Here is a 25,931-nt window from a genome sequence, read left to right as displayed (position 1 = left end):
GGCGCATGAACCGGCAGGTGCGAACCATCGCACCTGCCGTATGGATTCGGGAAAAGGAAAGCCATGGAACTCTTCCTGCAGACATCTCTGTCATTCCCCACCGCCATCTACAGCTTCCTGCTGTGCGTGGCGGTCATCTACTGGTTGGTCGTCGCCGCCGGTCTGCTCGAGGTCGATTTGCTCGACGTCGAGGCCGATTCGATGATGGAAGGCAGCGGCCAGACCGAAGGCCTCGCCGGCCTGCTCTACAAGCTCAAGCTCGACGGTGTGCCGGTCACTCTGGTGCTGACGCTGCTGTTCTTCTTTGCCTGGTTCGCCTGCTACTTCATCGAGCTATGGCTGCTGCGGCACCTGCCGTTGGGCATCCTGCGTTATCCGCTAGGGCTGGTGATCATCGCTGGCGCCTTGGTGCTGGCTGCCCCCCTGTGCGCGGCAATCTGCCGGCCGCTACGGCCGCTGTTTCACAAAATCGAGGCGGTCAGCAGCAAATCGGTATTGGGCCAGGTGGCCGTGGTGCGCAGCGGCCGTGTTACTGCCACTCATGGTGAGGCGGTGCTGGAGGATGGCGGTGCTGGTTTGATCCTGCGGGTACGTGCCGACGAGGCACAGGGTTTCAAGCGCGGCGACCGCGTCGTGCTGCTCGAGTACCTGGCGGCCGAACACGCCTATCGCATCATCACCGAAGAAGAGTTTCGCGGCGTCTAGCCGACCATTCGTACGTAACAGAGGGCTGGCAGAGTGGGGCGTTGCCTAACCTGCCTGCACAACTAGCAAAGGAGTAGAGCTGTAATGGAAAACGTCATTCCCTTCATCGTCGGGGCAGGGCTGGTCGTCCTCTTCATCATTGCCCTGATCGCCTTGTTCAAGGCCTTTTACATCAAGGTTCCGCAGGGCACCGCGCTGATCGTCAACGACATGAGCTCGACGCCCAAGGTGCACTTCACCGGCTCCTTGGTGTACCCGGTGATCCACCTCAAGGAGTTCATGAAGATCTCCCTGATCACCCTGGAAGTCGATCGCCGCGCGAAGGATGGCCTGATCTGCCGCGACAACATGCGCGCCGACATCACCGTAGCCTTCTACCTGCGCGTCAACGAAACCCAGGAAGACGTGCTCAAGGTGGCCAAGGCCATCGGCGTGGAGCGTGCTTCCGACCGTGCGGCGGTCAACGAACTGTTCAACGCCAAGTTCTCCGAAGCGCTGAAGACCGTCGGCAAGCAGTTCGATTTCGTCCAGCTGTTCGAAAATCGCCAGGACTTCCGTGATCGCATCGTCGAAGTGATTGGCAACGATCTGAACGGTTACGTGCTCGAAGACGTGGCTATCGATTACCTGGAGCAGACGGCCAAGCACTCGCTGGATCCGAGCAACATTCTCGATGCCGAAGGTATCCGCAAGATCACTGAGCTGACCGCTGCGCAGAACGTCATCACCAACGAACTGGAGCGCAACGAAGAGCTGGCGATCAAGAAGAAGAACGTCGAAACCCGCGAAGCGACCCTGTCGCTGGAGCGTCAGCAGGCCGATGCCGAAGCGCGGCAGAAGCGCGAGATCGAGACCATCCGTGCCCGTGAGGAAGCAGAAACCCTCAAGGTGCGTGAGGAAGAGCGCCTGAAGGCCGAGCAGGCCCGCATCCAGACCCAGCAGGAGCTGGACATTCGCGCCGAGAACCACCAGCGCGAAGTGGAAGTGGCCCAGCAGAACCGCCAGCGTGCCGTGGTCATCGAGGTGGAAAAGGTTACTCGCGCCAAGGACCTGGAAGTGGTCTCCCGCGAGCGCGAGGTCGAGTTGCAGCGCATCGAGAAGGAAAAGGCGCTGGAAGAAGAGCGCAAGAACATCGCCGCCGTGGTGCGCGAGCGTGTCGCGGTCGAGAAGACCGTGGCTCAGGAAGAAGAGCGCATCAAGGAAGTGCGTGAAGTGTCCGAGGCCGAGCGCCTGAAGCAGGTCACCGTGCTCAACGCCCAGGCCGAAGCCGAGCAGGAACTGGTGCGCCAGGTCAAGCAGGCCGAAGCCGACGAAACCCGTTCCAAGCACAAGGCGGTGGAAATCAACAACCTGGCCCAGGCCGAACTGGAAGCAGCCGCCAAGAGCGCCGAAGCCAAGAAGAAACTGGCCGAAGGTATCGAAGCCGAGCGCGCCGCACCTGGCCTGGCCGATGCGCGTGTGCGTGAAGTCACCGCCGCGGCCAAGGAGAAGGAAGGTCTGGCTGAGGCTCGCGTGCAGGCTGAGCGCCTGATCGCCGAAGCCAAGGGCGAGCAGGAGAAGGGGCTGGCGCAGGCGCGTGTCACCGAAGCGCAAGCAGCTGCCAAGGAAAAAGACGGCCTGGCCGACGCCAAGGTGCTGGAAGAGAAACTCGGCGCCCAGGCGCGCGGCGAAGAGCAGCTCGGCACCGCCAAGGCCAAGGCGACCCAGGATCTGGGTATGGCCGAAGCGCAGGTACTGCTGGAGCGTCTGAACGCCGAAGCGGAAGGTCTGGGCAAGAAGTTCGGCGCGCTGGATTCGCTCAGCGACAACGCCCGCCAGCACGAAGAGTTCCGCATGCAACTGGAGAAGAGCTTCGAGGAGGCCATGGCCGCCATCGCTGCGAACAAGGACATCGCCAAGGATCAGGCCGAGGTGCTGGCTACCGCGCTGGCCAAGGCGAAGATCGAGATCGTCGGCGGCGAAGGCGACTTCTTCAACTCGTTCGCCAAGTCGTTGTCGGTGGGCAAGGCCATCGAAGGTGTGGTGGGCAAGAGCCCGGTGGTGCAGGACGTGCTGTCGCGCTTGCTGGCCGGCAAGGCAGCGCCGGTGGCCGCGCCAAGCGCAGGGCCTGATCAGGCCTGAGCGCGTTGCCTGTAGGGTGGGCTTCAGCCCACCACTGGCGACACGAGCGGCGGACAAAAAGAGCGTTGTCCACCCTACCGGCCACAGCATGCCGAGCCTTGTGGGAGGGGCTTTAGCCGCGAACCTCCCACGCATTTTCCAGACCCTTGCCCTGCTGATCGGGCGAGGGTGCTCGATGCCGAATATCCAGGAAGAACACGATGTCGGACGCACAAACACAGGACGTATTGGACAAGGCTGTCGCCGAAGGCGGTGCCTACGAGGTGCTGCAGCGGCGCCTGCAGGAGCAGGGTCAGCGCCTGCGCAGTTTGACCGAGACGCTCAATGGTCAGCGTCTGGCCGAGTTCGGCAGCAGCGCCATGGAGGCTATCGGTCGGGTGCGTATCCGCACCGAGAACAACTGCATCGCCCGCGATATCGTCCAGGTCGGTGAATGCCTGCTGTTCGGCTACAACGTGTTCCTGGGGCTGAAGAAGGAAACCAGCGTCGCCGACGTGTTCTCCCTCTACCGCCTGGTGGAAACCCCTGACGGCTTCGATGCCGAATCGGTGCCGCTGGAGGGCAGCTTCCTGGCTCAGGCCAGTTTCGTCGCCGATTTCAACGAGCTGTACACCTACTACAAGAACACCCGTCTGCTGCAGCTGGCCATCCGTGACGGCAAGCTGCTGGCGAGTTTCCAGATCGGTGAGCGAATCACCGACATCCGCGTGTTCCGCTGGTCGATCTCCACCGACGGCAAGGACGTCCGCTATATCGACAACCGCGGCGAGCGCGATATTGCGTTGCCGGCGCCGTTCGATTTCGAGTGGCAGAAGACCACCCGCGAGATGGTGGTCATGGGCCGCCATCCGCACGTGAACATCCTCGACAGCGTATTCGTCGAGACCGTCGGCGGCGATCTGACCATCAAGGTCGAGAACAATACCCAGGACGGCCAGGGTATCTACCGCGAAGCCGTGGTCGACAAGACCCAGTCGCTGGATGACGCGCAGATCGAATACGCCCGCCTGGGCAGCCTGATCCTGCTGAAGATCCTGCCGTACCGCGAGGAACAGTGGCGCTACCTGGTATTCAACAGCCTGACCAATCAGGTCGAGCGCATCGACGCCATCGGCCTGGCCTGCGTGCAGTTGCCGGAAGACCACGGCATCATCTTCCCCGGTGGTTATTACCTGCAGAACGGCGAGCACAAGACCTTCGAGCAGTCGATGGTCGGCATGCGCTTCAAGCGCTCGGTGCGCTCGCCCAACGGCGAAGACGTGCAGTACATCTTCTATCACCCGGAAGAAGGTCGCGCGGCGCTGTTCACCTACAACATGATCAATCGCCAGCTGCACAACCCGATCTTCGGCCACGGCTACGCACGCCTGGAAGACGGGCGCATGGTGATCTTCTCCGCCGAGGGCAGCGAGCCGACCCGCATCCATCCGATGCAGATCTGGCAGACGCCGTTCGAGAGCGAGGACTACGCCGCTCGCCAGCCGGCGCGCAGCGGTTTCTTCGGGCGCATCGGCAATGCCGAACTGGTGCGTGGTGTGTCCGATCTGCTCAACCTCAGTCGCGAGATCGACAGCCGCGAAGTGTCGGTGGCGCGTTACACCCAGCTGTGCCAGAACACTCGCCGGCTGTTCGATATCTACCATTGGCTGGGCGACGCCCAGTGCGCCGAGCTGGCGCCGCTACTGCGCGAAGTGGCTTCTACTTCCGAGCTGGTATTGGATGAGTTCGAGAAGGTCGAGAGCATTCGCCAGCAGTCCAGTCGGGCCATGGCCGAGGCCGAGTCGCGGCAGAAGAGCCTGCTCTCCGGCCTGCTGGTCGACAGCTGGGACGAGGTGCAGCATTTCGTCGAGGCGCTCAATACCATCACCGCGCAGCGCGGCCAGTTGCTGACCATCCGCGATTACCGCTATATCGACGTGGCGCGTATCGATGCCATGGAAACCGAACTGCTCGAAGCGCAGGAGCGCGTGGCCGGCGCTACTTCGACCTTCCTCGCCAGCGATGCGGCGCTGCAACCCTATGTGCAGCGCCTCGGTGAGCTGGACGGCCTGGCGCAGAAGGCCGATACCGTCACCCAGCTCAATGAACCACTGGTCGAGATGCAGGAGATGGCCGGCAACCTCGACATGCTGTCGAGCCTGATGGCGTCGCTGAAGATCGATGACGCTACCCAGCGTACCGCCATCGTCGAATCGATTTCCGAGGTCTACGCCCGGCTCAACCAGGCCAAGGCGCGTGCCGAGCAACGGCGCAAGGGACTGGGCTCGGCCGAGACGGTGGCGCAGTTCGGCGCCCAGTTCAAACTGTTCGGCCAGGGCATCACCAACGCCCTGGCGCTGGCCCAGGACCCGGAGAAGTGCGACGAACAGCTGTCGCGTCTGCTGGTGCAACTGGAAGAGCTGGAAAGCCAGTTCGGTGATCAGGAGCAGTTCCTCAGCGATATCCTCGGCAAGCGCGAAGAACTGCTGGAAACCTTCGAGGCACACAAGCAGAGCCTGCTCGACGAGCGTCAGCGCCGCGCCCAGGGCGTGCTCGATGCCGCCCAGCGTATCCTCGACAGCCTCGTCCGGCGCACCGCACGCCTGACCCAGATGGACGAGCTCAACGCCTTCTTTGCCGCCGACCCGCTGATTCTCAAGCTGCGCGAGATGGCCGAGCGCCTGCGTGAGCTCAAGGACAGCGTCAAGGCTGACGATGTCGAAGCGCGTCTGAAGGCCGCACGCGACCAGGCGGTACGTGCCCTGCGCGACAAGAGCGAGTTGTTCGAAGAGGGCGGCAACGTCATCAAGCTCGGCCCGCGTCACCGCTTCAGCGTCAACACTCAGGAACTCGACCTGACCCTGATGCCGCGCGGCGATGCACTGTATCTGCACCTCACCGGTACCGATTTCTTAGAACCGCTGCGCGACGAGACGCTGGAAGGCCTGCGCGATTACTGGCAGGTCTCGCTGGAGTCCGAGTCCTCCGCGCTGTACCGCGCTGAATACCTGGCGGGGCTGGTGCTGGACGCGGCTCTGGGCGGGCGTGAAGGCCTGACCCTGGACTTGCTCAAGACTCACCTGGCGCAGCCGGACGACCTGACCCGGCTGATCCGCGACTTCGCCGCGCCACGTTACAAGGACGCCTACGAGAAAGGCATCCACGACCACGATGCCGCGCTGATCCTGATCCAGCTGCTGCCACTGCGCGAAAGCGCCGGACTGCTGCGCTACGCGCCGGCAGCGCGGGGTTTCGCCGCGCTGTTCTGGAACCGCTGGGGGCAGGACATCGAGGCCGAACTATGGCCCGAGCGCGCACGCAGCAGCCTGCACCTGCGGCAGATGTTCGGCAGTGAGGATGGCGTACTGCGCTTGCAGGAGGAGATCGCGGCAGCGATGCAACGCTTCCTCGCTCAGCACCCGTTGGCCGTGGACAGCGCGCAGCGCCAGGCAGCTGCCGCCTACCTGGTCGAGGAGCTGGCGGCCAAGTCCATCGAGTTCACCTTCAGCAAGTACGCCCGGCAACTGCTCGATAGCCTGCAGCAGCGCATGCAAGCCAGCCATGTCTGGGACGACTACCGCGAGGCGCTGAACAACCTGCGTGGCCGCCCGGTGCAGCGCTGGTCGCTGGCGCAGACCTGGATCGATGGCCTGTGTGCGCAGGATGAAGCGCTGGCCGAGCTGGCCGAATACATTCCCGAAGCCGTGGCCATCAGCCTGCTGGACGACGAGTTCCCGCGGCGCTTCACCGAGGTCGACCTGCGCTTCACTGTCAGTGGACTGCTCGGCGATCATCCGCGTTTGCAGGATGGCGCCCTGATGCTGGCCATCGACGACTACTTCGCCCGCCTCGAGCAGCACCGTGGCCACTTCGTGCCGCAATTGCAGCGTTACCAGGCGCTGCGCCAGGAAGTGATCAACCGCGAGCGTCAGGCCCTGCGCCTGAGCGAGTTCAAGCCGCGGCCGCTGTCGTCGTTCGTGCGCAACAAGCTGATCAACGACGTATACCTGGGCTTTATCGGCGACAACCTGGCCAAACAGATGGGGACCGCTGGCGAGAACAAGCGCACCGACCTGATGGGCCTGCTGATGCTCATCTCGCCGCCCGGCTACGGCAAGACCACGCTGATGGAGTACGTGGCGCATCGTCTGGGGTTGATCTTCATGAAGATCAACGGCCCGGCGCTTGGCCACGAGGTGCGCTCCATCGACCCGGCGCAGGCGCCAGATGCCACTTCGCGCCAGGAGCTGGAAAAGCTCAACCTGGCGCTGGAGATGGGCAACAATGTGATGCTCTATGTCGACGACATCCAGCACACCCACCCGGAATTCCTGCAGAAATTCATCTCGCTGTGCGACGGCACCCGCCGTATCGAAGGCGTGTGGAAGGGCAAGACCAAGACCTACGACATGCGCGGCAAGAAGTTCTGCGTGGTGATGAGCGGCAACCCGTACACCGAGTCCGGCGATGTGTTCAAGATCCCCGACATGCTCGCCAACCGCGCCGACATCTACAACCTCGGCGACACCCTGGGCGGCATGCAGGAAGCCTTTGCGCTGTCCTACATCGAGAACGGGCTGACTTCCAACCCGGTGCTGGCGCCGCTGGCTACCCGTGACATGGCCGATGTCTATCGCTTCGTCGCCAAGGCCGAGGGCAAGCCGTTCTCGGCCAACGAGCTGAGCCACACCTACAGCGCCGCCGAGATCAACGAGATCACCTCGACCCTGCAGCGCCTGATGCAGATTCGCGACGTGGTTGGTCGGGTCAACCAGCAGTACATCGTCAGCGCCGCACAGGCCGACAGTTACCGCACCGAGCCGCCGTTCAAGTTGCAGGGCAGCTACCGCAACATGAACAAGATGGCCGAGAAGATCAGCCCGGTGATGAACGATACCGAGTTGCTGCAACTGATCGCCGACCACTACCAGGGCGAGTCGCAGCTGCTCACCACCGGCGCCGAAGAGAACCTGCTCAAGCTCGCCGAGCTGCGTGGCAACATGACGCCGGAGCAGGCTGAGCGCTGGACGCAGATCAAGCGTGACTTCCTGCGTAACAAGGCCATGGGCGGCAGCGATACGGACGTTGGAGGACGCGTGGTGGCGCAGCTACACGACCTGGTCGAGAGCGTGCGCGGTCTGGGGGCGGGCAAGACGTCGGCCCGCGAAGCGCCGGGTATCCCCTGGGAGCAATTGCTGGCCGGGCTGGATAGCCTCGGCAAACTGCGCCCGCAGGTGGAGGTGATCGCGCCGCCGCAACCGGGCACGCAAAAATTGCTCGAGAACCTGGCCGATAGCCTGGAAAACAGCTTTCTGCCGCTGATCAAGGCGATGGACAAGAAGATCGACATCGATTTGCGCACCCACAACCGTATGCTGGAAATCTCCACCCAACTGCGTGACCTTGGCACGCTGCTAGGCCAGGAGCAGCGCAGCGACGCCTCGGATAACGAGGCGCCGTGAGGCGAGGCTGGCTGATCGAGCTGCGTCCGCTGTTGTTGATCAGCGGCGCGATGCTGCTGGTGCAACTGGTCAATGGCGCCCTCGGGGGCGCCCTGAATGTCTGGGGACTGTTGCCTCGGCATATCGAGGCGCTGCCCGGCATTCTCCTCGCGCCCTGGTTGCATGGCAGCTGGGCGCATCTACTGAGCAACCTCAGCGGTCTGCTGGTGCTCGGCAGCCTGGTGCTGCTGCGCTCGCGCCGCGATTTCTTCTTCGCCAGCGCCTTTATCATCATAGGCAGTGGCGTGCTGGTCTGGTTGTTCGGTCGTATCGGCCTGCATGTCGGCGCCAGTGGCTGGCTGTTCGGCTTCTGGGGACTGCTCCTGGCACGCGCCTGGTTCGAGCGCAGCTTGCTCGATCTGCTGTTGGCCGTGCTGGTGTTCTTCCTCTACGGCGGCTGGTTCTTCGGGCTGCTGCCGCGTGCCGGTGTTTCCTTCGAATACCACCTGGCGGGGGCTTTTTGCGGTGTTCTCTACGCTGCATTAAGCCGTCGTAATCATCGATAAAAGGGATTTTGCATGGACTTCAATCGCCTCGATCAGCAACTGCGCGACAGCCTGGCCGACCTGCGCCTGAGCAATGAGGAGCGCGACGAACTGCGTCAACTGGGCAGCGAACTGAGCGTCGATCAGGTGCGTTTCATGCGCAACCGCGCTTTTGCGCTCGCTCGTGAACTGATGCGTGCACCGGAGAACGTCGAGCCGGCGCTGAAATGGCTGGAGCAGGTGATCAAGACCCTCGACAGTGTTAGCAGCGCGCCGCGCGTGGAACATGCCAGCGCTCACTTCAGTCCGGGCGAGAGCTGCCGGCGCAAGATCCGCGAGCTGTGCCGCCAGGCACGCAAGAGTGTGGAAATCTGCGTCTACACCATCTCCGACGATCAGCTCAGCGAAGAGGTGCTCGCCTGTCATGAGCGCGGTATCGCCGTGCGAGTGATCAGCGACAACGAAAAGCAGTTCGATGTCGGCAGCGACATCCAGTGGCTGCGTGACAAGGGTGTGCCCCTGCGCATCGATGCCGGGCCCTTTCACATGCACCACAAGTTCGCTCTGTTCGACGGTCGTCTGCTGCTCAACGGCAGCTTCAACTGGACGCGCAGCGCCACCACCAGCAACGAGGAAAACCTGCTGGTGATCGATCACCCGCAACTGGTGGCAGCCTACAGTCGTGAATTCGAAGCGCTCTGGGCCCGTTACGCAGGTAACTGATGAACCATCCTCACGCTCACCAGCTGCTGGGTTTCTATCGCAGTTGCTACCTGGCCGATAGTCGCGACCTGGACCTGGACAACCTCGGCAAGTTGCCTGCCAACCGCTGGGCCTGGCTCGAGGGGCGCGAGGAGCTGGCCAGTGGCGGTGTGCCGCTGTTGCCGTTGTCGGCCGAGCTGGGTCATGGCCTGGCCGAGGCGCAGGCGCTGTATCAGCGTGAGCTGCAACTGGTCTACGGCGTGCTGCCGATCTGTGGACGGCTGCAACTGGAGAGCGGTGGTTCGCAGACGATCTGCGGCCCGCTGTTCTATTACGAGGCGAGCCTGCAGCCGACGACGGATGGGCAGAGCCACTTGCTCGCCATCGACCCGCAGCAGGTGCATGGCAACTGGCGTCTGCTGCGCCGTCTGTTCGATGAAAGCGGCAACGCTAGCCTCGATGGACTGCCACTGCCGACAGGCACACTGGATGCGGCCTCGCTGGGCCAGTTGCTCGCCTGGGTGGCGCGCAATACACAGGTGCGTGAGGTCAGCGAGGCCGCTGGTTTCCCGCAGTTGGTAAGCGATGAGGTGTTGGCCAAGGCCCTGCGGCGTCGCAGTTTGTCGCTGCAGGCCGGCGCCTTCGTCGCGCTGGTGCCGCGCGGCAGCGGTAGCCGTGGCATCGCCCATGAGTTGCAACTGCTGCAGGACGCCGAGCGGCTGTCGCCCGCCTTGTTGCAACTACTGGGTGAAACACCTGCTGCGCAAACGGCAGGCTCGACCAGCAGGCCGCAGCGCCTGCCGGCGCAGCTCAGCGCTGCCCAGTGCCAGGCGCTGGCCAATGCCGCGCGCCACCCGCTGAGCCAGATTTCCGGCCCGCCCGGTACCGGCAAGAGCTACACCCTGGCGGCGCTGGCGCTGGATCGTTATCTGCAGGGTGAGAGCGTGTTGCTGGTCAGCCGCAGTGCCCAGGCTGTGCGCGTCATCGCGCACAAGTTGCGGGAGGATTTCGGCCTGCGCGACGGCGTGCTCGAAGGCGATGGACAGAGCCTGCGCCAGGCCTTGCGCGAGCGCCTGGAGCGGTTACTGCAGGGGGAGTTCGAGTGGGTGTCGGAGCAGGTCGAAGAGCGTCAGCGCAGCGAGCTGGAAGTGCTGACCGAGGCCGAGCGGCGCCTGTCGGCAGATTTTCGTAAGCGCTGCGAGCAGGCCGTGCGCTGGAGCCGCCTGTTGCTGCGTGCCGAACGTGGCAGCCTGGCTTTCTGGCAGCGCTGGTTGCAGGTGCCCTGGGTGCGCAAACGTATCGGCAACAGCGTGCGCCCCTGGGCATTGCTGGATGAGTTGCGTGATTGCCAGCAGCGCCGCCAGCTTCTCAGTCGTGAGCACCTCAATAGCCATCGCGCCCTGAATCTCAAGCGCCTGCTGGTCAGCGACCGCGCGCTGTTCGTGCGCTACAACCAGGCCATCCGTGCGCGCAATTCGCAACGCCAGCTGGCGCTGTTCGAAGGTATCGATCCTGCGCGTCTACTGGCCGCTTTTCCGATCTGGGTGGTGACCCTGGACGAGCTGCACCGCCTGTTGCCACTGCGTCCAGAACTGTTCGACGTGATGGTGATGGACGAGGCGACCCAGTGTGATATCGCTTCGGCGCTGCCGGCTTTCCAGCGCTGCAAGCGTGCCGTGGTCACCGGCGACGCGCGTCAGCTGCGGCATATCTCCTTCCTTTCCCGCGTACGCGAAACGCAACTGCTGCAGCGCGCTGGCCTGCAGGCCGAGGAGCGAGAGGCCTGGAGCTACCGCGACAACAGCGTGCTGGATCTGGTCGGATTGCAACTGGCCAGCCAGGAGGCGGTGGTGTTTCTCGACGAACACTTTCGCAGCCGTCCGGCGCTGATCCGCTTCAGCAACGAGCTGTTCTACGACCAGCGCTTGCGCGTGATGAAGGAGCGGCCCGGCCTTGATGCCTGCGACAGCCTGCAACTGCTGCGTATCGACGGCCAGCGCGGGCGCAACGGTGTCAATGAGGCGGAGGTCGAGCGGGTGCTGGAGCTGATCACCGCGCACCTGGCCGAGTACCAGGGCAGCCCGCTCAAACCCAGCATCGGTGTGCTGTCGCCGTTTCGCGATCAGGTCGAGCGCATCCGTTTGCGCATCGGCGAAACGCTGCCGCTGGAACAACTGCGCGAGTTTCGTCTGCTGGTGGATACGCCATATGGCTTTCAGGGCGAGGAGCGCGACCTGATGATCCTCAGCTTCGCCATCGATCGCGAATCGAGCCAGGCGGCCAACTACCTGAACCGTGCCGACCTGTTCAACGTCGCCATAACCCGTGCCCGTGAACGCCAGGTGCTGCTGTTCAGTGGTGACGAGCGACAGCTGTCCGCCATGCATCTGCTGCGCCGCTACCTGGAATTCCTGCAGAAACCTGGTGTCAGTTGGCAGGCGGGAGCCGTGGAGGACACCCGCCAGAACTTGTGTCAGGCGCTCGAAGGGCAGGGCGTCAGCGTGTGGAGCCACTACCCACTGGCGGGACAGGTGCTGGACCTGTTCTGTCGACGCGGCGACAAGTGCCTGGCCATTGACCTGATCGGCTTTCCGGGGGAGGGCGAAGGCTTTCTCGAACTGGAGCGCTACCTGGTGCTGGCGCGCGCTGGTCTGGAGACCTTGCCACTGAGCTATGGTCTATGGCACGAGGCGCCGGAGCAGGCAGTGCAGGCGGTACTGGCACGGCTTTGACGCTTCATTCGCGGGCTTTCTTGACGCGCGCGGCGATCGTGGCCTAGGCCTTAGGCAGACCATCAAATGTACCGGGGGGCTCATGGCGCTGCGCAACGCTATTCAACTGATCACCTATCCCGACCGCCTGGGGCGCAACCTGGGGGAACTCTACCAATTTCTGGATCGGCATCTGGGCGACGCGCTGGGCGGCGTACATATCCTGCCGCTGTATCCGTCCAATGCAGACGGCGGATTCTCGCCGCTCACCCATATGGAGGTGGATCCGCGCTACGGCGACTGGGCGGATGTCGAGCGCATCTCTGCCCGCTTCGACCTGTGCGTCGACCTGGTGATCAGCCACATCGCCGACGAGTCGCCGGAGTTTCTCGATTTCGTTGCACACGGCCAGGACTCGCCCTACGCGGATCTCTTCGTTCAAGTCGATCAGTTTGGCGAAATCACCCATGACGACCTGGCCAAGATCCATATTCGCCGGGAGAAGGAGCCGTTTCGCGAGGTGCGCCTGGCCAATGACGAGACCTGCCGGGTCTGGTGCACCTTCACCGAGCGACAGATCGACCTCAATTACGACTCGCCGAAAACCTACCAGTTGATGGAGCAGTACATGGCCTTCCTCGCTGCGCGCGGGGTCAAGCTGTTTCGCCTGGATGCCTTCGGCTACACCACCAAGCGTATCGGCACCAGCTGCTTTCTGGTGGAGCCGAACGTGTACCGCATCCTCGAGTGGTTCCGCGAAACCGGGGCCAAGTACGAGGCCGAGATGCTGCCGGAGGTGCATGACCACATCAGCTACCAGTACGCCATCTCCCGGCGGCAGATGCGCCCCTACGGCTTCGCTCTGCCACCGTTGGTCTTGCACGCGTTGCTCAGTGGCAGCAGCCGCTATCTGAAAAACTGGTTGCGCATGTGCCCGCGTAATCAGATCACCGTGCTCGATACCCACGACGGCATCTGCATCCCGGATGTCGAAGGCATGCTGCCCGAGGCGCAGATCCAGTACCTGATCGATGAGGTTTCGACGCGCAGTGCCGACCCGATCATGCGTCGCTCGGCAGTCAACGTGCACAGCGTCGGGGCCATCTACCAACTGACCTGCACCTTCTACGAAGCATTGATGCGTAACGACGAGGCCTATATCGCCGCGCGTGCCATCCAGTTCTTCGTGCCTGGTATCCCGCAGGTTTACTACGTTGGCCTGTTGGCAGGCTGCAACGACTTCGACCTGCTCGAACAGACCGGCGAGGCGCGCGACGTCAATCGTCACTACTACAGCCTCGAAGAGGCCGAGCAGGCCTTGCAGCAACCTCTGGTGCAGCGTCTGCTGGCGCTGATGCGCTTTCGTTGTCAGCATCCGGCTTTCGAGGGGCGTTTCGAGCAGAACTATTCGACTGACGACCAACTGCTGCTGGCCTGGCGGCATGGCGAGCATTACTGCCGTTTGCACCTCGACCTCAGCAGTCTGCAGGCGACTATCGAATACACCGACGCGCAGCAGGGTATCTGCCGTATGACCTGTTGAAGGTCGGCGGGGACCATGCATTCGCGTTAGACTTGCGCTCTTTCGACCAGCCAAGAAGCCCGCCATGGCCCTGCCATCGACCACCTACAAGATCGAACTGAACCTCACCGACATGGATCGCAGCGTTTATGAAAACCTGCGTTTCACCGTCGCTCGCCACCCGTCCGAGACCGAAGAGCGCCTGGCCGCGCGGCTGATTGCCTATGCGCTGTTCTACCACGAGCAACTGGCGTTCGGTCGCGGCCTGTCGGACGTTGACGAGCCGGCGCTGTGGGAAAAGAGCCTGGACGATCGCGTGCTGCACTGGATCGAAGTCGGCCAGCCGGACAGCGAGCGCATCACCTGGTGCTCGCGGCGCACCGAGAAGTTCAGCCTGGTGGCTTACGGCAACCTGCGCGTGTGGCAGGGTAAGTGCCTCGACCCGGTGCGCAGCCTGAAGAACATCAACGTGGTCGCTCTCGGTCAGGAGGCGCTGGCCGACCTGGCGCTGGACATGCCGCGTTCGCTGAACTGGAGCGTGATGATCAGCGATGGCGAGTTGTTCGTCACCGATGAGCGCGGTCAGCACGAGATCCCCATTGAGTGGCTCGCTGGCGAGCGTTGAAGCCGTAGGCGCCATTCGCTCCCTCTCCCATTCATGGGAGAGGGCTGGGGAGAGGGTAGATCAGGTTTGCATCATGTTGCCGGGCAGACCCTCTCCCCCGGCCCCTCTCCCGCAAGCGGGAGAGGGGAGAAAACCCCGTACCATCTGAAAAAGCGACACCCTGCCCATGCGTATCGAAGCTCGTCCCTTACCCACACAACTGCCTGACCTGGGCAATCTGCCGCCTTTGCTGACCCGTCTCTACGCCGCCCGCGGCGTGCAGTCTGCCGAAGAGCTGGACAAGGGGCTGGCGCGGCTGATCCCGTACCAGCAGCTCAAGGGCATCGACGCCGCGGTCGAACTGCTGGTGCAGGCGCTTGAACAGCGCCAGCGCATCCTTATCGTCGGTGACTTCGACGCCGATGGCGCCACTGCCAGCTCGGTCGGTGTACTCGGTTTGCGCCTGCTCGGCGCGGCGCATGTAGATTATCTGGTGCCGAACCGTTTCGAGTATGGCTATGGCCTGACCCCGGAGATCGTTGCCGTGGCGCTTGAGCGCCAGCCCGACTTGTTGCTCACCGTCGACAACGGCATCTCCAGCGTCGATGGTGTGGCAGCCGCCAAGGCCGCCGGGCTGACGGTGCTGGTCACCGACCACCACCTGCCTGGGCCGGAGCTGCCGGCCGCTGACGCCATCGTCAACCCCAATCAGCCGGGTTGCGAGTTTCCGAGCAAGGCCATGGCTGGTGTCGGCGTGATGTTCTATGTGCTGTTGGCGCTGCGCGCGCGGCTGCGCGAGATCGGCTGGTTCGCCAACCGGCAGGAGCCGAATCTGGGCGAGCTGCTCGACCTGGTGGCGCTGGGCAGCGTCGCCGACGTGGTACCGCTGGATGCCAACAACCGCATCCTGGTGCACCAGGGCCTGGCGCGCATTCGTGCCGGCCGGGCAAGGCCGGGCCTGCGTGCGATTCTCGAAGTAGCCGGGCGCGATCATCGGCGTATCACCTCCACCGATCTCGGTTTCATCCTTGGCCCTCGGCTGAATGCCGCCGGGCGGCTGGACGATATGAGCTTGGGCATCGAATGCCTGCTCTGCGATGACGAGGCGCTGGCCCGCGACATGGCGGTGCAGCTCGACCAGCTCAACCAGGATCGCAAGGCCATCGAGCAGGGCATGCAGCGCGAGGCGCTGGCCCAGCTCAAGGATCTGTCACTGGACGACATGCCATTCGGCTTGTGCCTGTTCGAGCCGGACTGGCACCAGGGCGTGATCGGCATCCTCGCTTCGCGCCTGAAAGAGCGCTATCACCGCCCGGCCATCGCTTTCGCCGATGCTGGCGAGGGCATGCTCAAGGGCTCGGCGCGTTCGGTGCCGGGGCTGCATATCCGCGATGCGCTGGACGCCGTGGCGGCGCGTCATCCGGGGCTGATCAGCAAGTTCGGCGGGCATGCCATGGCTGCCGGGATGTCGCTGCCGCAGGAGAATTTCGGCGCCTTCGCCGTCGCCTTCGATGCCGAGGTACGCCGCCAGTTGTGCGAGGACGACCTGACCGGTCGCTTGCTCTCAGACGGCCAGTTAGACGCCACCGAATTCCATCTGGAGCTGGCCCGCGCTCTGCGCAACGCCGGGCCCTGGGGCCAGCATTTTCCCGAACCGCTGTTCCATGGCGTGTTTCAGATCGTCAATCAGCGCATCGTCGGTGAGCGTCATCTGAAGCTGGTACTCAAGACCGAGTGCGGCAGCGTTCAGCTCGACGGCATCGCCTTCAACATCGATCGCGAGGTCTGGCCCAATCCGACGCTGCGCTGGGCCGAAGTGGCGTACAAACTCGACCTCAACGAGTTTCGTGGCAATGAAACCGTGCAACTGATGGTGGCGCATATCGCCCCGCGTTAATCCGCCAGGCCGGCCAGCACCTCTCGCAGTCGCTCGCGTGTTGCCGCCGTGCAGGGCAGCAGCGGTGCCCTCGGTTCCTCGCCGATCAGGCCCTGAAGCGCCAGCGCCGCCTTGATCGCCGATGGGTTGGCTTCGGCAAAGGCGGCTTGCATCCAGGGCAGCAACTGATAGTGCAACTGACGGGCGCCCTGTAGATCACCGGTAGCTACGCACTGTTGCATGCGTACGTACAGATCGGCGCGGACATGTGCCGATGCTGATATGGCGCCGGCGCCACCCAGGCACAGTGTGTTGAATATCTGCGTGTCCTCGCCGGCCAGCACCTGCACCTGGCCTTCGGCGATCAGCGCCATGGTGGTTTCGGCGTCCCCCGCACAGTCCTTGATGGCCTGGATACTGGGATGGCTGACGATGCGGCGCAGCGTGTCGCGCTCGATACGTATTCCGGTTCGATAGGGAATGTCGTAGAGCACCAGCGGCACCTCGGCTGCATCTGCCAGCGTGGTGAAGAAGTGCTCCAGCCCGGCCTGGGACGGACGGATGTAGTAAGGCGCCGGCACCAGCAGGCCTGCCAGCGGGCGCCGCTGGATTTCCCGTTGCAAGTCGAGCAGGGCATTCAACTGGTTGCCAGCCAGGCCCATGATCACCCGGTCTGGGGGTACCCGCTGGAGCACGGCATCCAGCACGGCGAGCTGCTCGCTCTGACCGAGCGCAGTGGCCTCGCCGGTGGTGCCACAGACCACGAAGCCAGCGACGCCATCTTCCAGCAGCTTCCCCAGCAGGCGGTCGAGGCTGGTGAAATCGATCTCACCGTTACGCAGTGGGGTGACCAGCGCCACCCAGATACCCTGAAAATTGGACATGCAAAAAACTCCTTGCGACTGACCGTCTGGTCGCCGTCAGGGAGGGTGCGGGAATCGAGCGGGAGGGGAGATACAACCTGGCGCTTGTCCTGTCAGCCCATCTGACGGGACAGTGCCCCGGTCAAATGAGCGACTGTTTCTTGGATTTCTTGGCAACGACGACGCACGCGCACTGGCAGGCAGTGAAGCCTGGGCTCAGTGGTAGGTGGTCGTAGGTGGCGTACATGGAGAGCCCGTTGCATAAATCGTTCGGCGATGGTGCTTGTCCGGCAACTCGGCTGTCAAGGCGGCTGTCGGTAATATCTGGAAGCATTCAGCTGGCTGCTGGGCCAATTGCCGAAGCCTACACTCGGCGAGATTTCCTCTGGAGGATGCTTGATGAACACTCGTGGCTTGCTCGATCAACTGCTCAAATCCGGGCAGGACTTGCTGCAACAGAAAGGTGCCGGTGGTTCGTCCTCCGGACTGGGTGGTGCGTTGGGTGGCTTGCTCGGCGGTGGCGGCGGTGCAGGCAAGACGGGTAGTAGCGATCTTGGGGCGATGCTCAAGGGTGCCGGTGGCGGTGCCGCGTTGGCCATGCTGCTGGGCAACAAACGTGTGCGCAAGGTAGGTGGCAAGGTGGCCGTTTATGGCGGTCTGGCCGCGCTCGGCGTGATGGCGTACAAGGCCTATGGCAACTGGCAGGCGCAGCAAGCCCAGCAGGGTGGTGCGCAGCCGGTCGAGCCGCAAACCCTGGATCGTTTGCCGGCGCCGCAAGTCGAGCAGCACAGCCGCGCCATTCTCAAGGCGCTGGTGGCGGCGGCCAAGGCTGATGGTCATGTCGATGAGCGTGAGCGTCAGTTGATCGAAGAGGAGTTGGGCAAGCTCGCGCAGGACGGCGAACTGCAGACCTGGCTGCACACCGAACTGAACAAGCCGCTGGACCCTGCCGACGTGGCGCGCGCTGCCGCGACCCCGGAAATGGCCGCCGAAATGTACCTGGCCAGCGTGCTGATGGTCGACGAAGAGCACTTCATGGAGCGCGCTTACCTCGAAGAACTGGCGCGTCAGCTACAGCTGGCACCTGCACTGAAGAGCGAGCTGGAAGCTCAGGTGCGTATCGAGGCGCAGCGCGTCTGACGCGCCGCTCAGACCAAAAGATCATTCATCCTCGCACCCGGCTTGTTTTAGGCTGTTGACCAATGACAAGAACGACACGCGAGGATGCTTATGTCGCAAGCGCCACTGGATGCCTATGACTATGTGATCGTCGGCGCCGGCCCGGCCGGCTGCCTGCTGGCCAATCGACTTTCCGCCGACCCTGGCGTCAGCGTGTTGCTGATCGAGGCGGGTGGGCGCGACAACTACCCCTGGATTCACATCCCGGTCGGCTACCTCTACTGCATCGGCAATCCACGCACTGACTGGTGCTACAACACCGAGGCCGATCCCGGCCTGCATGGCCGCTCGCTGAAATACCCGCGTGGTCGTGTGCTCGGCGGCAGCTCCTCGATCAACGGCATGATCTACATGCGCGGCCAGGCTGCCGACTACGATGGCTGGGCCGCCGCGGGCAATCCCGGTTGGGCCTGGCGTGATGTGTTGCCGTTGTTCAAACGCTCGGAGAATCATTTTTCCGGCACCAGCGAACTGCACGGTGGCGATGGCGAGTGGCGGGTGGAGCGTCAGCGCCTGTCTTGGGAAATTCTCGAAGCCTTCCGTGGTGCCGCGGCGCAAAGTGGTATTGCCAGTGTCGAAGATTTCAACGGTGGAGACAACGAAGGCTGCAGTTACTTTCAGGTCAACCAGAAGCGTGGCGTGCGCTGGAATGCCTCCAAGGCATTTCTGCGAGATATCCGCCAGCGCCCTAATCTGCACGTACTGACTGGCGCCGAGGCCGAGCGTCTGGATTTGGAGGACGGGCGCGCCAGTGCGCTGCACCTGCGTTGTCAGGGCCGCGCGCTGCGCGTTGCGGCGCGTCGCGAGATCGTCCTGTGTGCCGGCGCCATCGGCTCGCCGGCCTTGCTGCAGCGCTCCGGTATCGGCCCAAGGCCGCTGCTGGAAAAGCTGGGCATCGGCGTCAGGCACGAGCTGCCAGGTGTTGGCAGCAACCTGCAGGATCACCTGCAGTTGCGCTTGATCTATCAGGTGGAGGGCGTGAAGACGCTCAATCGCATCGCGGCCACGCCCTGGGGCAAGCTGGGCATGGGCCTGGAATACCTGCTCAAGCGCAGCGGGCCGCTGTCGATGGCGCCCAGCCAGCTTGGCGCCTTCGCCAAGTCGGACCCCGGGCAAGCGCGCGCCAACCTGCAGTATCACGTTCAACCCTTGTCACTGGAGCGCTTTGGCGAGCCCTTGCACGACTTCCCGGCGTTCACCGCCTCGGTGTGCAACCTGCGCCCGCACAGCCGTGGTAGCGTCGAAATCGCCTCGGTCGATGCCAGCGTCGCCCCGCTGATTCGCCCCAACTACCTCAGTGACGAGCGAGACCTGCAGGTCGCCGCTGATGCCATTCGCCTGACCCGGCGTATCGTCGCTGCACCGGCGTTGGCCGGTTACCGACCGCAGGAGTACAAGCCCGGCCCGGACTATCGCAGCGAGGAGGATCTGCAGCGTGCGGCAGGCGAGATCGGCACCACCATCTTCCATCCGGTGGGCACCTGTGCGATGGGGCAGGGGCGTGAGGCCGTGGTCGATGCTCGCTTGCGCGTGCATGGCATCGCCGGTTTGCGCGTGGTTGATGCGTCGATCATGCCGAGCATCACCTCGGGCAACACCTGCTCGCCGGTATTGATGATCGCCGAGAAGGCAGCGCAGATGATCACCGAGGACGCGCAGCCGCAGCGACAGGCGACTCTGGTGACCGAGCCCGCGCTCAGCTGAGGCTGGTTTCCTGGCTGCTGTGCAATATCGCGCGATTACGCCCACCGTATTTGGCTTTGTACAGCGCCTCGTCAGCCAGTTGCAGGACGGCGCTGAGCTCGATGTGGTCCTCAGGCCAGAGTGCTCCGCCGACGCTACAGCCGATGCGCACCTCGCCGACTTCCAGCAGTACCGGCTGGCCGAGTGCAGTGATCACGCGCTCGGCCACCTGGTGGGCGTGATGCTGTGCATCCTGTCCCGGCACTTGCAGCACCATGAGAAACTCGTCGCCGCCCAGGCGCGAGACCATGTCGCCGTCACGCAGGCAGCCGCGCAGACGTTGGGCTACCTCCCGTAGCAGATGATCCCCTGCTGTATGGCCATGGGTGTCATTGACCGGTTTGAAACCATCGAGGTCGAGGTAGAGCAGGGCCAGGCAGCCATGCTGCAGGCGGCTGCGTTGTTGGGCCTGAGGCAGAAATTTCTCCAGCGCCATGCGGTTGGGCAGGCCGGTCAGCGCGTCGTGGTAAGCGAGGCTTTCCATCATGCCCAGCGCGGTCTGCTGCAGGGTCAGGCTTTCCACCAGATGACGGATGGACTGACTCAGCTGATGAATTTCACGGCTCCCCCGCAGCTCTGGAATTTCGGTGATTTCACCCGCGCTGAGACGGTCTGCTGCGTTAGCGATGTCGCGCAGTGGCCGGGTGAAGTAGCTGCTGACCAGCCAGCCGATCACCGCGAACACCAGTGCCAGGCCGCTGCCCCAAAGCAAGATGCTTTGCAGCAGGTTCTGCGCTGGGGCATCGGCGACCTCGAGCGATTGCCGCGCCACCACTGTCCAGCCCAGGCCTGGGTAGTCCTGATGGCCCTGGCTCAGCGTCAGGCCGGTGAGGTATTCGTTACCGTCCGGCCACTGCTGCACTTGCCAGCGACTTTGTCCAGGTTTCAGCCCCTCCAGTGCCGGTAGCTCCAGTTTCTGGCCGATCATTTCCTGCGGGCCAAGCAGGATGCCGCGATCCTGACCAATGACGAAGAATTCGACCATATGCCGATCCTGGCTCGGGCCGAGAATTGACTCGCGTACCTCGTCGGCCCAGGCCCAGGACAGGTGGCTGGCCAAAACGCCGGCCAGGCTGCCGTCGCTGGCGAAGATCGGCAGGCTGATGTCGACGAATTTCATCGCCTCGCCGCTGGGATTGGGCAGCAGCTTGGCCAGCAGTACCGCTTCATGCACGTCACCGATGAACAGTCCGTTGCGCCCTTCTAGATAGACCGGCCTCTGCGCAATGCTGACGTTTTCCAATATGCCGTTGCTGGAGGCCAGCACCAGGCCGTGCGGGTCGGTGAAGCCGATCCAGGCGATGCTGGGGATTTCCTTTTGCAGGCTGTCGAGCAGGCGCCGCACCTCGGCGATGTCATCGGGCTGACGCAACGCCTGCAGGTTGCCGAGCACCTTCAGCACCGCGGCGCGCGAGGCCATGTCGCGATCCAGGCGATCAACCATTGCGTAGGACACCTCGGCCATGTTGCGGCCCACGTCCTCGCGAATCTGCTGGCTGGTGTACTGGCCGATCAGTGTGCCCAGAAGCCAGCTGAGGGCGCAGACCAGAAGGGCAACGAAGAGGGCGATATGGCTACGCATGCTTTGCGCTGGGGGCATGTTTTGATTCCCGGGTAGGCCACTGCAATCGGCTGTGTGACCAGTATAGTGCGCCGTTGATCCATTGAGCTGTGATCACCTGCCGATAGTGGGCTGCCAGCCTGGGCTGGCTCGGGTATAATCGCCGGCTTTTCCGTCCGATTTGCCGCGAGCGCCGACTACCATGGAAATCAATCCGATCCTCAACGCCATCAAGGACCTGTCCGAGCGAACCCAGTCAATTCGGGGGTATCTTTGACTACGATCACAAGCATGATCGTCTGGTCGAAGTAAACCGCGAACTGGAAGACGCCAGCGTCTGGAACAAGCCCGAGTACGCGCAAGCGCTGGGCCGTGAGCGCGCCATGCTGGCGCAGATCGTCGAAACCATCGACGACCTCACCGGCAGCCTGGTCGATTCCAAGGACCTGCTGGAAATGGCTGCCGAAGAAAACGACGAAGGCGCGGTGAGCGATATCGTCGCCGAAGTAGACCGCCTGCGCGAAATCCTCGAGAAGCTGGAATTCCGCCGCATGTTCAGTGGCGAGATGGACCCGAACAACTGCTACCTGGACATCCAGGCCGGTTCCGGCGGCACCGAGGCGCAGGACTGGGCCAACATCCTGCTGCGCATGTACCTGCGCTGGGCCGACAAGCGTGGCTTCGATGCCACCATCATCGAGCTGTCCGAGGGCGAGGTCGCCGGCATCAAGGGCGCCACCGTGCACATCAAGGGCGAGTACGCCTTCGGTTGGCTGCGCACCGAGATCGGCGTGCACCGTCTGGTACGCAAAAGCCCGTTCGACTCCGGCGCCCGTCGTCATACCTCGTTCTCGGCGGTGTTCGTGTCCCCTGAGATCGATGACAAGGTCGAGATCGATATCAACCCCTCCGACCTGCGTATCGACACCTACCGCTCCTCCGGCGCCGGTGGTCAGCACGTCAACACCACCGATTCGGCGGTGCGTATCACCCACGTGCCGACCAATACCGTGGTGGCCTGCCAGAACGAACGTTCCCAGCACGCCAACAAGGACACCGCCATGAAGATGCTGCGGGCCAAGTTGTACGAGCTGGAGATGCAGAAGCGCAACGCCGCCTCGCAGGCGCTGGAAGACAGCAAGTCCGATATCGGCTGGGGTCATCAGATCCGCTCCTACGTGCTCGATGACTCGCGCATCAAGGATCTGCGTACCGGCATCGAGCGTAGCGACTGCCAGAAGGTTCTGGATGGCGATCTCGACCAGTATCTAGAGGCCAGCCTCAAGCAGGGCCTTTAACCGCAACCCTGTAGGAGCCAGCGTGCTGGCGATGCTCTTCGCGATCAGCTGGCTCCTGCCAAACCCCATTTGCATATACACGCCAGGCAGATAAAACGACCATGAGCGACCAACAACTCGACCAGAACGAACTGCAGCAGGAAGAAAACAAGCTGATTGCGCTGCGCAAGGAAAAGCTTGCTGCCATCCGTGAGCAGGGCAACGCCTTCCCCAACGACTTCCGCCGCGACAACTACTGCGCCGACCTGCAGAAACAGTATGTCGACAAGACCAAGGAAGAACTGGAAGCCGCTGCCATTCCGGTCAAGGTTGCCGGGCGCATCATGCTCAATCGTGGCGCTTTCATGGTCATTCAGGACATGACTGGCCGCATCCAGGTCTACGTCAACCGCAAGACCTTGCCGGAAGAAACCCTGGCAGCGGTCAAGACCTGGGACATGGGCGACATCATCGCCGCCGAAGGTACCCTGGCTCGTTCCGGCAAGGGCGACCTGTACGTCGAGATGACCAGCGTACGTCTGCTGACCAAGTCGCTGCGTCCGCTGCCGGACAAGCACCATGGCCTGACCGATACCGAACAGCGCTATCGCCAGCGCTACGTCGACCTGATCGTCAACGAAGAAGTGCGTGACACCTTCCGGGTGCGTTCGCAGGTCATCGCTCATATCCGCAAGTTCCTTGCCGAGCGTGACTTCCTCGAGGTGGAAACGCCGATGCTGCAGACTATCCCCGGTGGCGCTGCGGCCAAGCCGTTCGAGACCCATCACAATGCGCTGGACATGGCCATGTTCCTGCGTATCGCGCCGGAGCTGTACCTCAAGCGTCTGGTGGTCGGTGGTTTTGAAAAGGTCTTCGAGATCAACCGCAACTTCCGTAACGAAGGCGTCTCGACCCGGCACAACCCCGAGTTCACCATGCTCGAGTTCTACCAGGCCTACGCCGACTACGAAGACAACATGGACCTGACCGAGGAGCTGTTCCGCGAGCTGGCTCAGACTGTTCTCGGTAGCACTGACGTGCCGTACGGCGACAAGGTGTTCCACTTCGGCGAGCCGTTCGCGCGCCTGTCGGTGTTCGATTCGATCCTCAAGTACAACCCCGAGCTCACCGCTGCCGACCTGCAGGATGTCGACAAGGCCCGCGCCATCGCCAAGAAGGCCGGCGCCAAAGTGCTCGGCCATGAAGGCCTGGGCAAGCTGCAGGTGATGATTTTCGAAGAGCTGGTCGAGAGCAAGCTGGAGCAGCCGCACTTCATTACCGAGTATCCGTTCGAGGTATCGCCGCTGGCCCGCCGCAACGACCAGAACCCCAACGTCACCGACCGCTTCGAGCTGTTCATCGGCGGCCGCGAGATCGCCAACGCCTACTCCGAGCTCAATGACGCCGAAGACCAGGCCGAACGCTTCCTGGCCCAGGTGGCCGAGAAAGACGCCGGTGACGACGAAGCCATGCACTACGACGCCGACTTCGTCCGCGCTCTGGAGTACGGCATGCCGCCTACCGCCGGCGAGGGCATCGGCATCGACCGCCTGGTGATGTTGCTGACCAACTCGCCGTCGATCCGCGACGTCATCCTGTTCCCGCACATGCGCCCGCAGGCTTGATGCCAGACAGAAAGCCGCCTTCGGGCGGCTTTTTGCTACTTGTCGTTATGCATTTCGCGGCAATTTCGCTGGGCGCCTGGTGAGTAAGCGAAACGGAGCCTTTTGCTTGCATGTCCAAGCCATTACTCTCCCTGTCATAACTAGAACGTAGAGGGTCGACCCACCGTGAGCTCCGTGTCTGCGCCCCCCAATGCCACACAGGCAGCCAACGCTGTCGCCGAAAGTGTCCAGTACCAGGGCCGCAAGGCCAGTCGCCAGGGCAGTGAGCAGCGCCGCCAGGCGATTCTCGATGCCGCCATGCGCATCATCGTGCGCGATGGCGTGCGCGCCGTGCGTCACCGCGCGGTGGCGGCCGAAGCGCAGGTACCTCTGTCGGCCACGACCTACTATTTCAAGGATATCGATGACCTGATCACCGATACCTTCGCCCAGTTCGTCGAGCGCAGCGCCGCGCAGATGGCGGCATTCTGGAGCGGTACTCAGGGTGCGCTGGAGGCGATGGTCGGGCGCCTGGATGGCAGCGAGCAGGCACGCAGGCAATTGGCCGACGAGATCGCCGGGCTGGCGGTGCAGTACGTGCAGCGCCAGTTGTGTGAGCGTCGTGACCACCTGATCGCCGAGCAGGCGTTTCAGCAGGAAGCTCTGCTCAATCCACGACTGCGCGAGCTGGTGCGAGCTCACCGGCAGATCCTGCAGCAGGGTGTCACCCACTTCTTCGAAGTGCTGGGCTCGCGCCAGCCCGAACAGGATGCCGTGCTGTTGACGGCCGCCATCGTGCGGATGGAGTATCAGGGCCTGCTAGACGGCATAGAGCACTTGGACAGCCAAGGAATGCTGGCCATCCTTAAGCGTTACATGAATCTGGTTCTGGGGTTGTAAACCGTCGATCATCGGGTCGAACGGTCTTCACAAGGAGAGCGTAATGAAAGCCTGGCGCGCATTGGTCGCCCTGTCCTTCCTGCTGTTGAGTGGCTGCCTGGTCACCTTCAAGGACCCGATTCCGGCCAACGAGGCTGCGCCCATACCGCTGCTGGGCGTATGGACCCGGCAGGACGAGTGGGGCGATCAGCTGTTTCTGGAGATCACCCGTGCCGGCTCCAATCTCTACCTGGCGCGCATTTACGAGGGCAGCGCGGACAACCTCGGCAGCCTCGAGGAGTTCGGCTTCACCGTCGCTCACCATGGTCGCCGCTGGTACCTCTCCGCGGGCTTGCCGAAGAGCCTGGGCGCCAACTTCGCCATCGCCGGTTTCGAGTTGACCAAGGACAACGAACTGGTGCTGTACAACCTCGACACCGACCGCATTCTTCAGGATATGGAAAAGGGCCTGCTGCAAGGGCAGACCGTTTCCATGCCCGAAGCTGATGGTGCATTGATCACCAGCCCGCTGGACAAGGTGTTTGCCTATCTCGACGACCCGGCCAATGCCGACCTGTTCGTCGAGGTGGCGCGTTATCAGCGAGCCGCCGAGTAGGAA

The 25,931-nt window shown here is 63.1% G+C and carries 17 protein-coding genes; 15 read left to right on the top strand and 2 right to left on the bottom strand.

What is annotated here, in order from left to right; translation table 11 throughout:
* The first annotated feature begins 63 nt into the window (after positions 1 to 63).
* The 9 genes from CDO35_RS16565 to recJ all read left to right on the top strand — a co-directional run bounded on the left by CDO35_RS16565 (position 64) and on the right by recJ (position 16,227).
* Complete coding sequence (locus CDO35_RS16565) at positions 64 to 705, top strand: OB-fold-containig protein (RefSeq protein WP_099525785.1); 642 nt, start codon at positions 64 to 66, stop codon at positions 703 to 705.
* Between the two features lie 84 nt (positions 706 to 789).
* Positions 790 to 2,826 (top strand): flotillin family protein, encoded by a 2,037-nt coding sequence (locus CDO35_RS16560; RefSeq protein WP_099525784.1) that lies wholly within the window; start codon positions 790 to 792, stop codon positions 2,824 to 2,826.
* Between the two features lie 200 nt (positions 2,827 to 3,026).
* Positions 3,027 to 8,267 carry a DNA repair ATPase gene (locus tag CDO35_RS16555; protein WP_099525783.1) on the top strand — a complete coding sequence of 1,747 codons (5,241 nt, stop codon included), beginning with the start codon at positions 3,027 to 3,029 and terminating at the stop codon, positions 8,265 to 8,267.
* Positions 8,264 to 8,812 (top strand): rhomboid family intramembrane serine protease, encoded by a 549-nt coding sequence (locus CDO35_RS16550; protein ID WP_099525782.1) that lies wholly within the window; start codon positions 8,264 to 8,266, stop codon positions 8,810 to 8,812. The genes CDO35_RS16555 and CDO35_RS16550 overlap by 4 nt, the downstream gene beginning before the upstream one ends.
* Before the next feature lie 12 nt (positions 8,813 to 8,824).
* Positions 8,825 to 9,514: a phospholipase D-like domain-containing protein gene (locus tag CDO35_RS16545; RefSeq protein WP_099525781.1), complete on the top strand. Its 690-nt coding sequence runs from the start codon at positions 8,825 to 8,827 to the stop codon at positions 9,512 to 9,514.
* Positions 9,514 to 12,225, top strand: a complete 2,712-nt coding sequence (locus CDO35_RS16540; protein ID WP_243699101.1) for a DEAD/DEAH box helicase — start codon at positions 9,514 to 9,516, stop codon at positions 12,223 to 12,225. Before CDO35_RS16545 ends, CDO35_RS16540 begins: the two co-directional genes overlap by 1 nt.
* A gap of 82 nt (positions 12,226 to 12,307) precedes the next feature.
* Positions 12,308 to 13,747 carry a sucrose phosphorylase gene (gene gtfA, locus CDO35_RS16535; protein ID WP_099525779.1) on the top strand — a complete coding sequence of 480 codons (1,440 nt, stop codon included), beginning with the start codon at positions 12,308 to 12,310 and terminating at the stop codon, positions 13,745 to 13,747.
* A gap of 64 nt (positions 13,748 to 13,811) precedes the next feature.
* The gene (locus CDO35_RS16530; RefSeq protein WP_072425875.1) at positions 13,812 to 14,351 is read left to right on the top strand and encodes a YaeQ family protein; all 540 of its coding nucleotides are present in this window, start codon (positions 13,812 to 13,814) and stop codon (positions 14,349 to 14,351) included.
* Positions 14,352 to 14,517: 166 nt separating this feature from the next.
* Complete coding sequence (recJ, locus tag CDO35_RS16525) at positions 14,518 to 16,227, top strand: single-stranded-DNA-specific exonuclease RecJ (protein WP_099525778.1); 1,710 nt, start codon at positions 14,518 to 14,520, stop codon at positions 16,225 to 16,227.
* Here recJ and dapA read toward each other — a convergent pair.
* On the bottom strand, positions 16,224 to 17,090 hold the full coding sequence (dapA, locus tag CDO35_RS16520) for a 4-hydroxy-tetrahydrodipicolinate synthase (protein ID WP_099525777.1): 867 nt from the start codon (positions 17,088 to 17,090) through the stop codon (positions 16,224 to 16,226). The two genes, recJ and dapA, sit on opposite strands and share 4 nt — an antisense overlap.
* Positions 17,091 to 17,468: 378 nt before the next feature.
* Between dapA and CDO35_RS16510 the strand changes: the two genes are divergently transcribed.
* Together CDO35_RS16510 and CDO35_RS16505 are read left to right on the top strand one after the other, a co-directional pair.
* Entirely contained in the window at positions 17,469 to 18,209 is a 741-nt protein-coding gene (locus CDO35_RS16510; protein ID WP_099525775.1) for a tellurite resistance TerB family protein, read from the top strand.
* A gap of 90 nt (positions 18,210 to 18,299) precedes the next feature.
* A complete protein-coding gene (locus CDO35_RS16505; protein WP_099525774.1) occupies positions 18,300 to 19,952 on the top strand; it encodes a GMC family oxidoreductase in 1,653 nt (550 codons plus the stop codon).
* Here CDO35_RS16505 and CDO35_RS16500 read toward each other — a convergent pair.
* Positions 19,945 to 21,591 (bottom strand): GGDEF domain-containing protein, encoded by a 1,647-nt coding sequence (locus tag CDO35_RS16500; protein WP_099525773.1) that lies wholly within the window; start codon positions 21,589 to 21,591, stop codon positions 19,945 to 19,947. The genes CDO35_RS16505 and CDO35_RS16500 overlap by 8 nt on opposite strands.
* 163 nt (positions 21,592 to 21,754) lie before the next feature.
* On the opposite strand from CDO35_RS16500, the gene prfB reads away from it, so the two are divergent.
* From prfB to CDO35_RS16480, 4 genes are all read left to right on the top strand, one after another.
* A protein-coding gene (prfB, locus tag CDO35_RS16495) for a peptide chain release factor 2 (protein WP_099525772.1) occupies positions 21,755 to 22,850 on the top strand; the annotation gives its coding sequence in 2 pieces (ribosomal slippage) (positions 21,755 to 21,826 and positions 21,828 to 22,850; 1,095 coding nt in all).
* A 101-nt stretch (positions 22,851 to 22,951) separates the two neighbouring features.
* On the top strand, positions 22,952 to 24,454 hold the full coding sequence (gene lysS / locus CDO35_RS16490) for a lysine--tRNA ligase (RefSeq protein WP_099525771.1): 1,503 nt from the start codon (positions 22,952 to 22,954) through the stop codon (positions 24,452 to 24,454).
* A gap of 165 nt (positions 24,455 to 24,619) precedes the next feature.
* Positions 24,620 to 25,333, top strand: a complete 714-nt coding sequence (locus CDO35_RS16485) for a TetR/AcrR family transcriptional regulator (protein ID WP_099525770.1) — start codon at positions 24,620 to 24,622, stop codon at positions 25,331 to 25,333.
* 43 nt (positions 25,334 to 25,376) lie between these two features.
* Positions 25,377 to 25,928 (top strand): hypothetical protein, encoded by a 552-nt coding sequence (locus tag CDO35_RS16480; protein WP_099525769.1) that lies wholly within the window; start codon positions 25,377 to 25,379, stop codon positions 25,926 to 25,928.
* Positions 25,929 to 25,931: the final 3 nt, after the last annotated feature.

This window comes from Pseudomonas sediminis (assembly GCF_002741105.1).
Taxonomy (GTDB): Bacteria; Pseudomonadota; Gammaproteobacteria; order Pseudomonadales; family Pseudomonadaceae; genus Aquipseudomonas; species Aquipseudomonas sediminis.
This window is presented reverse-complemented; position numbering and strand designations above follow the sequence as displayed.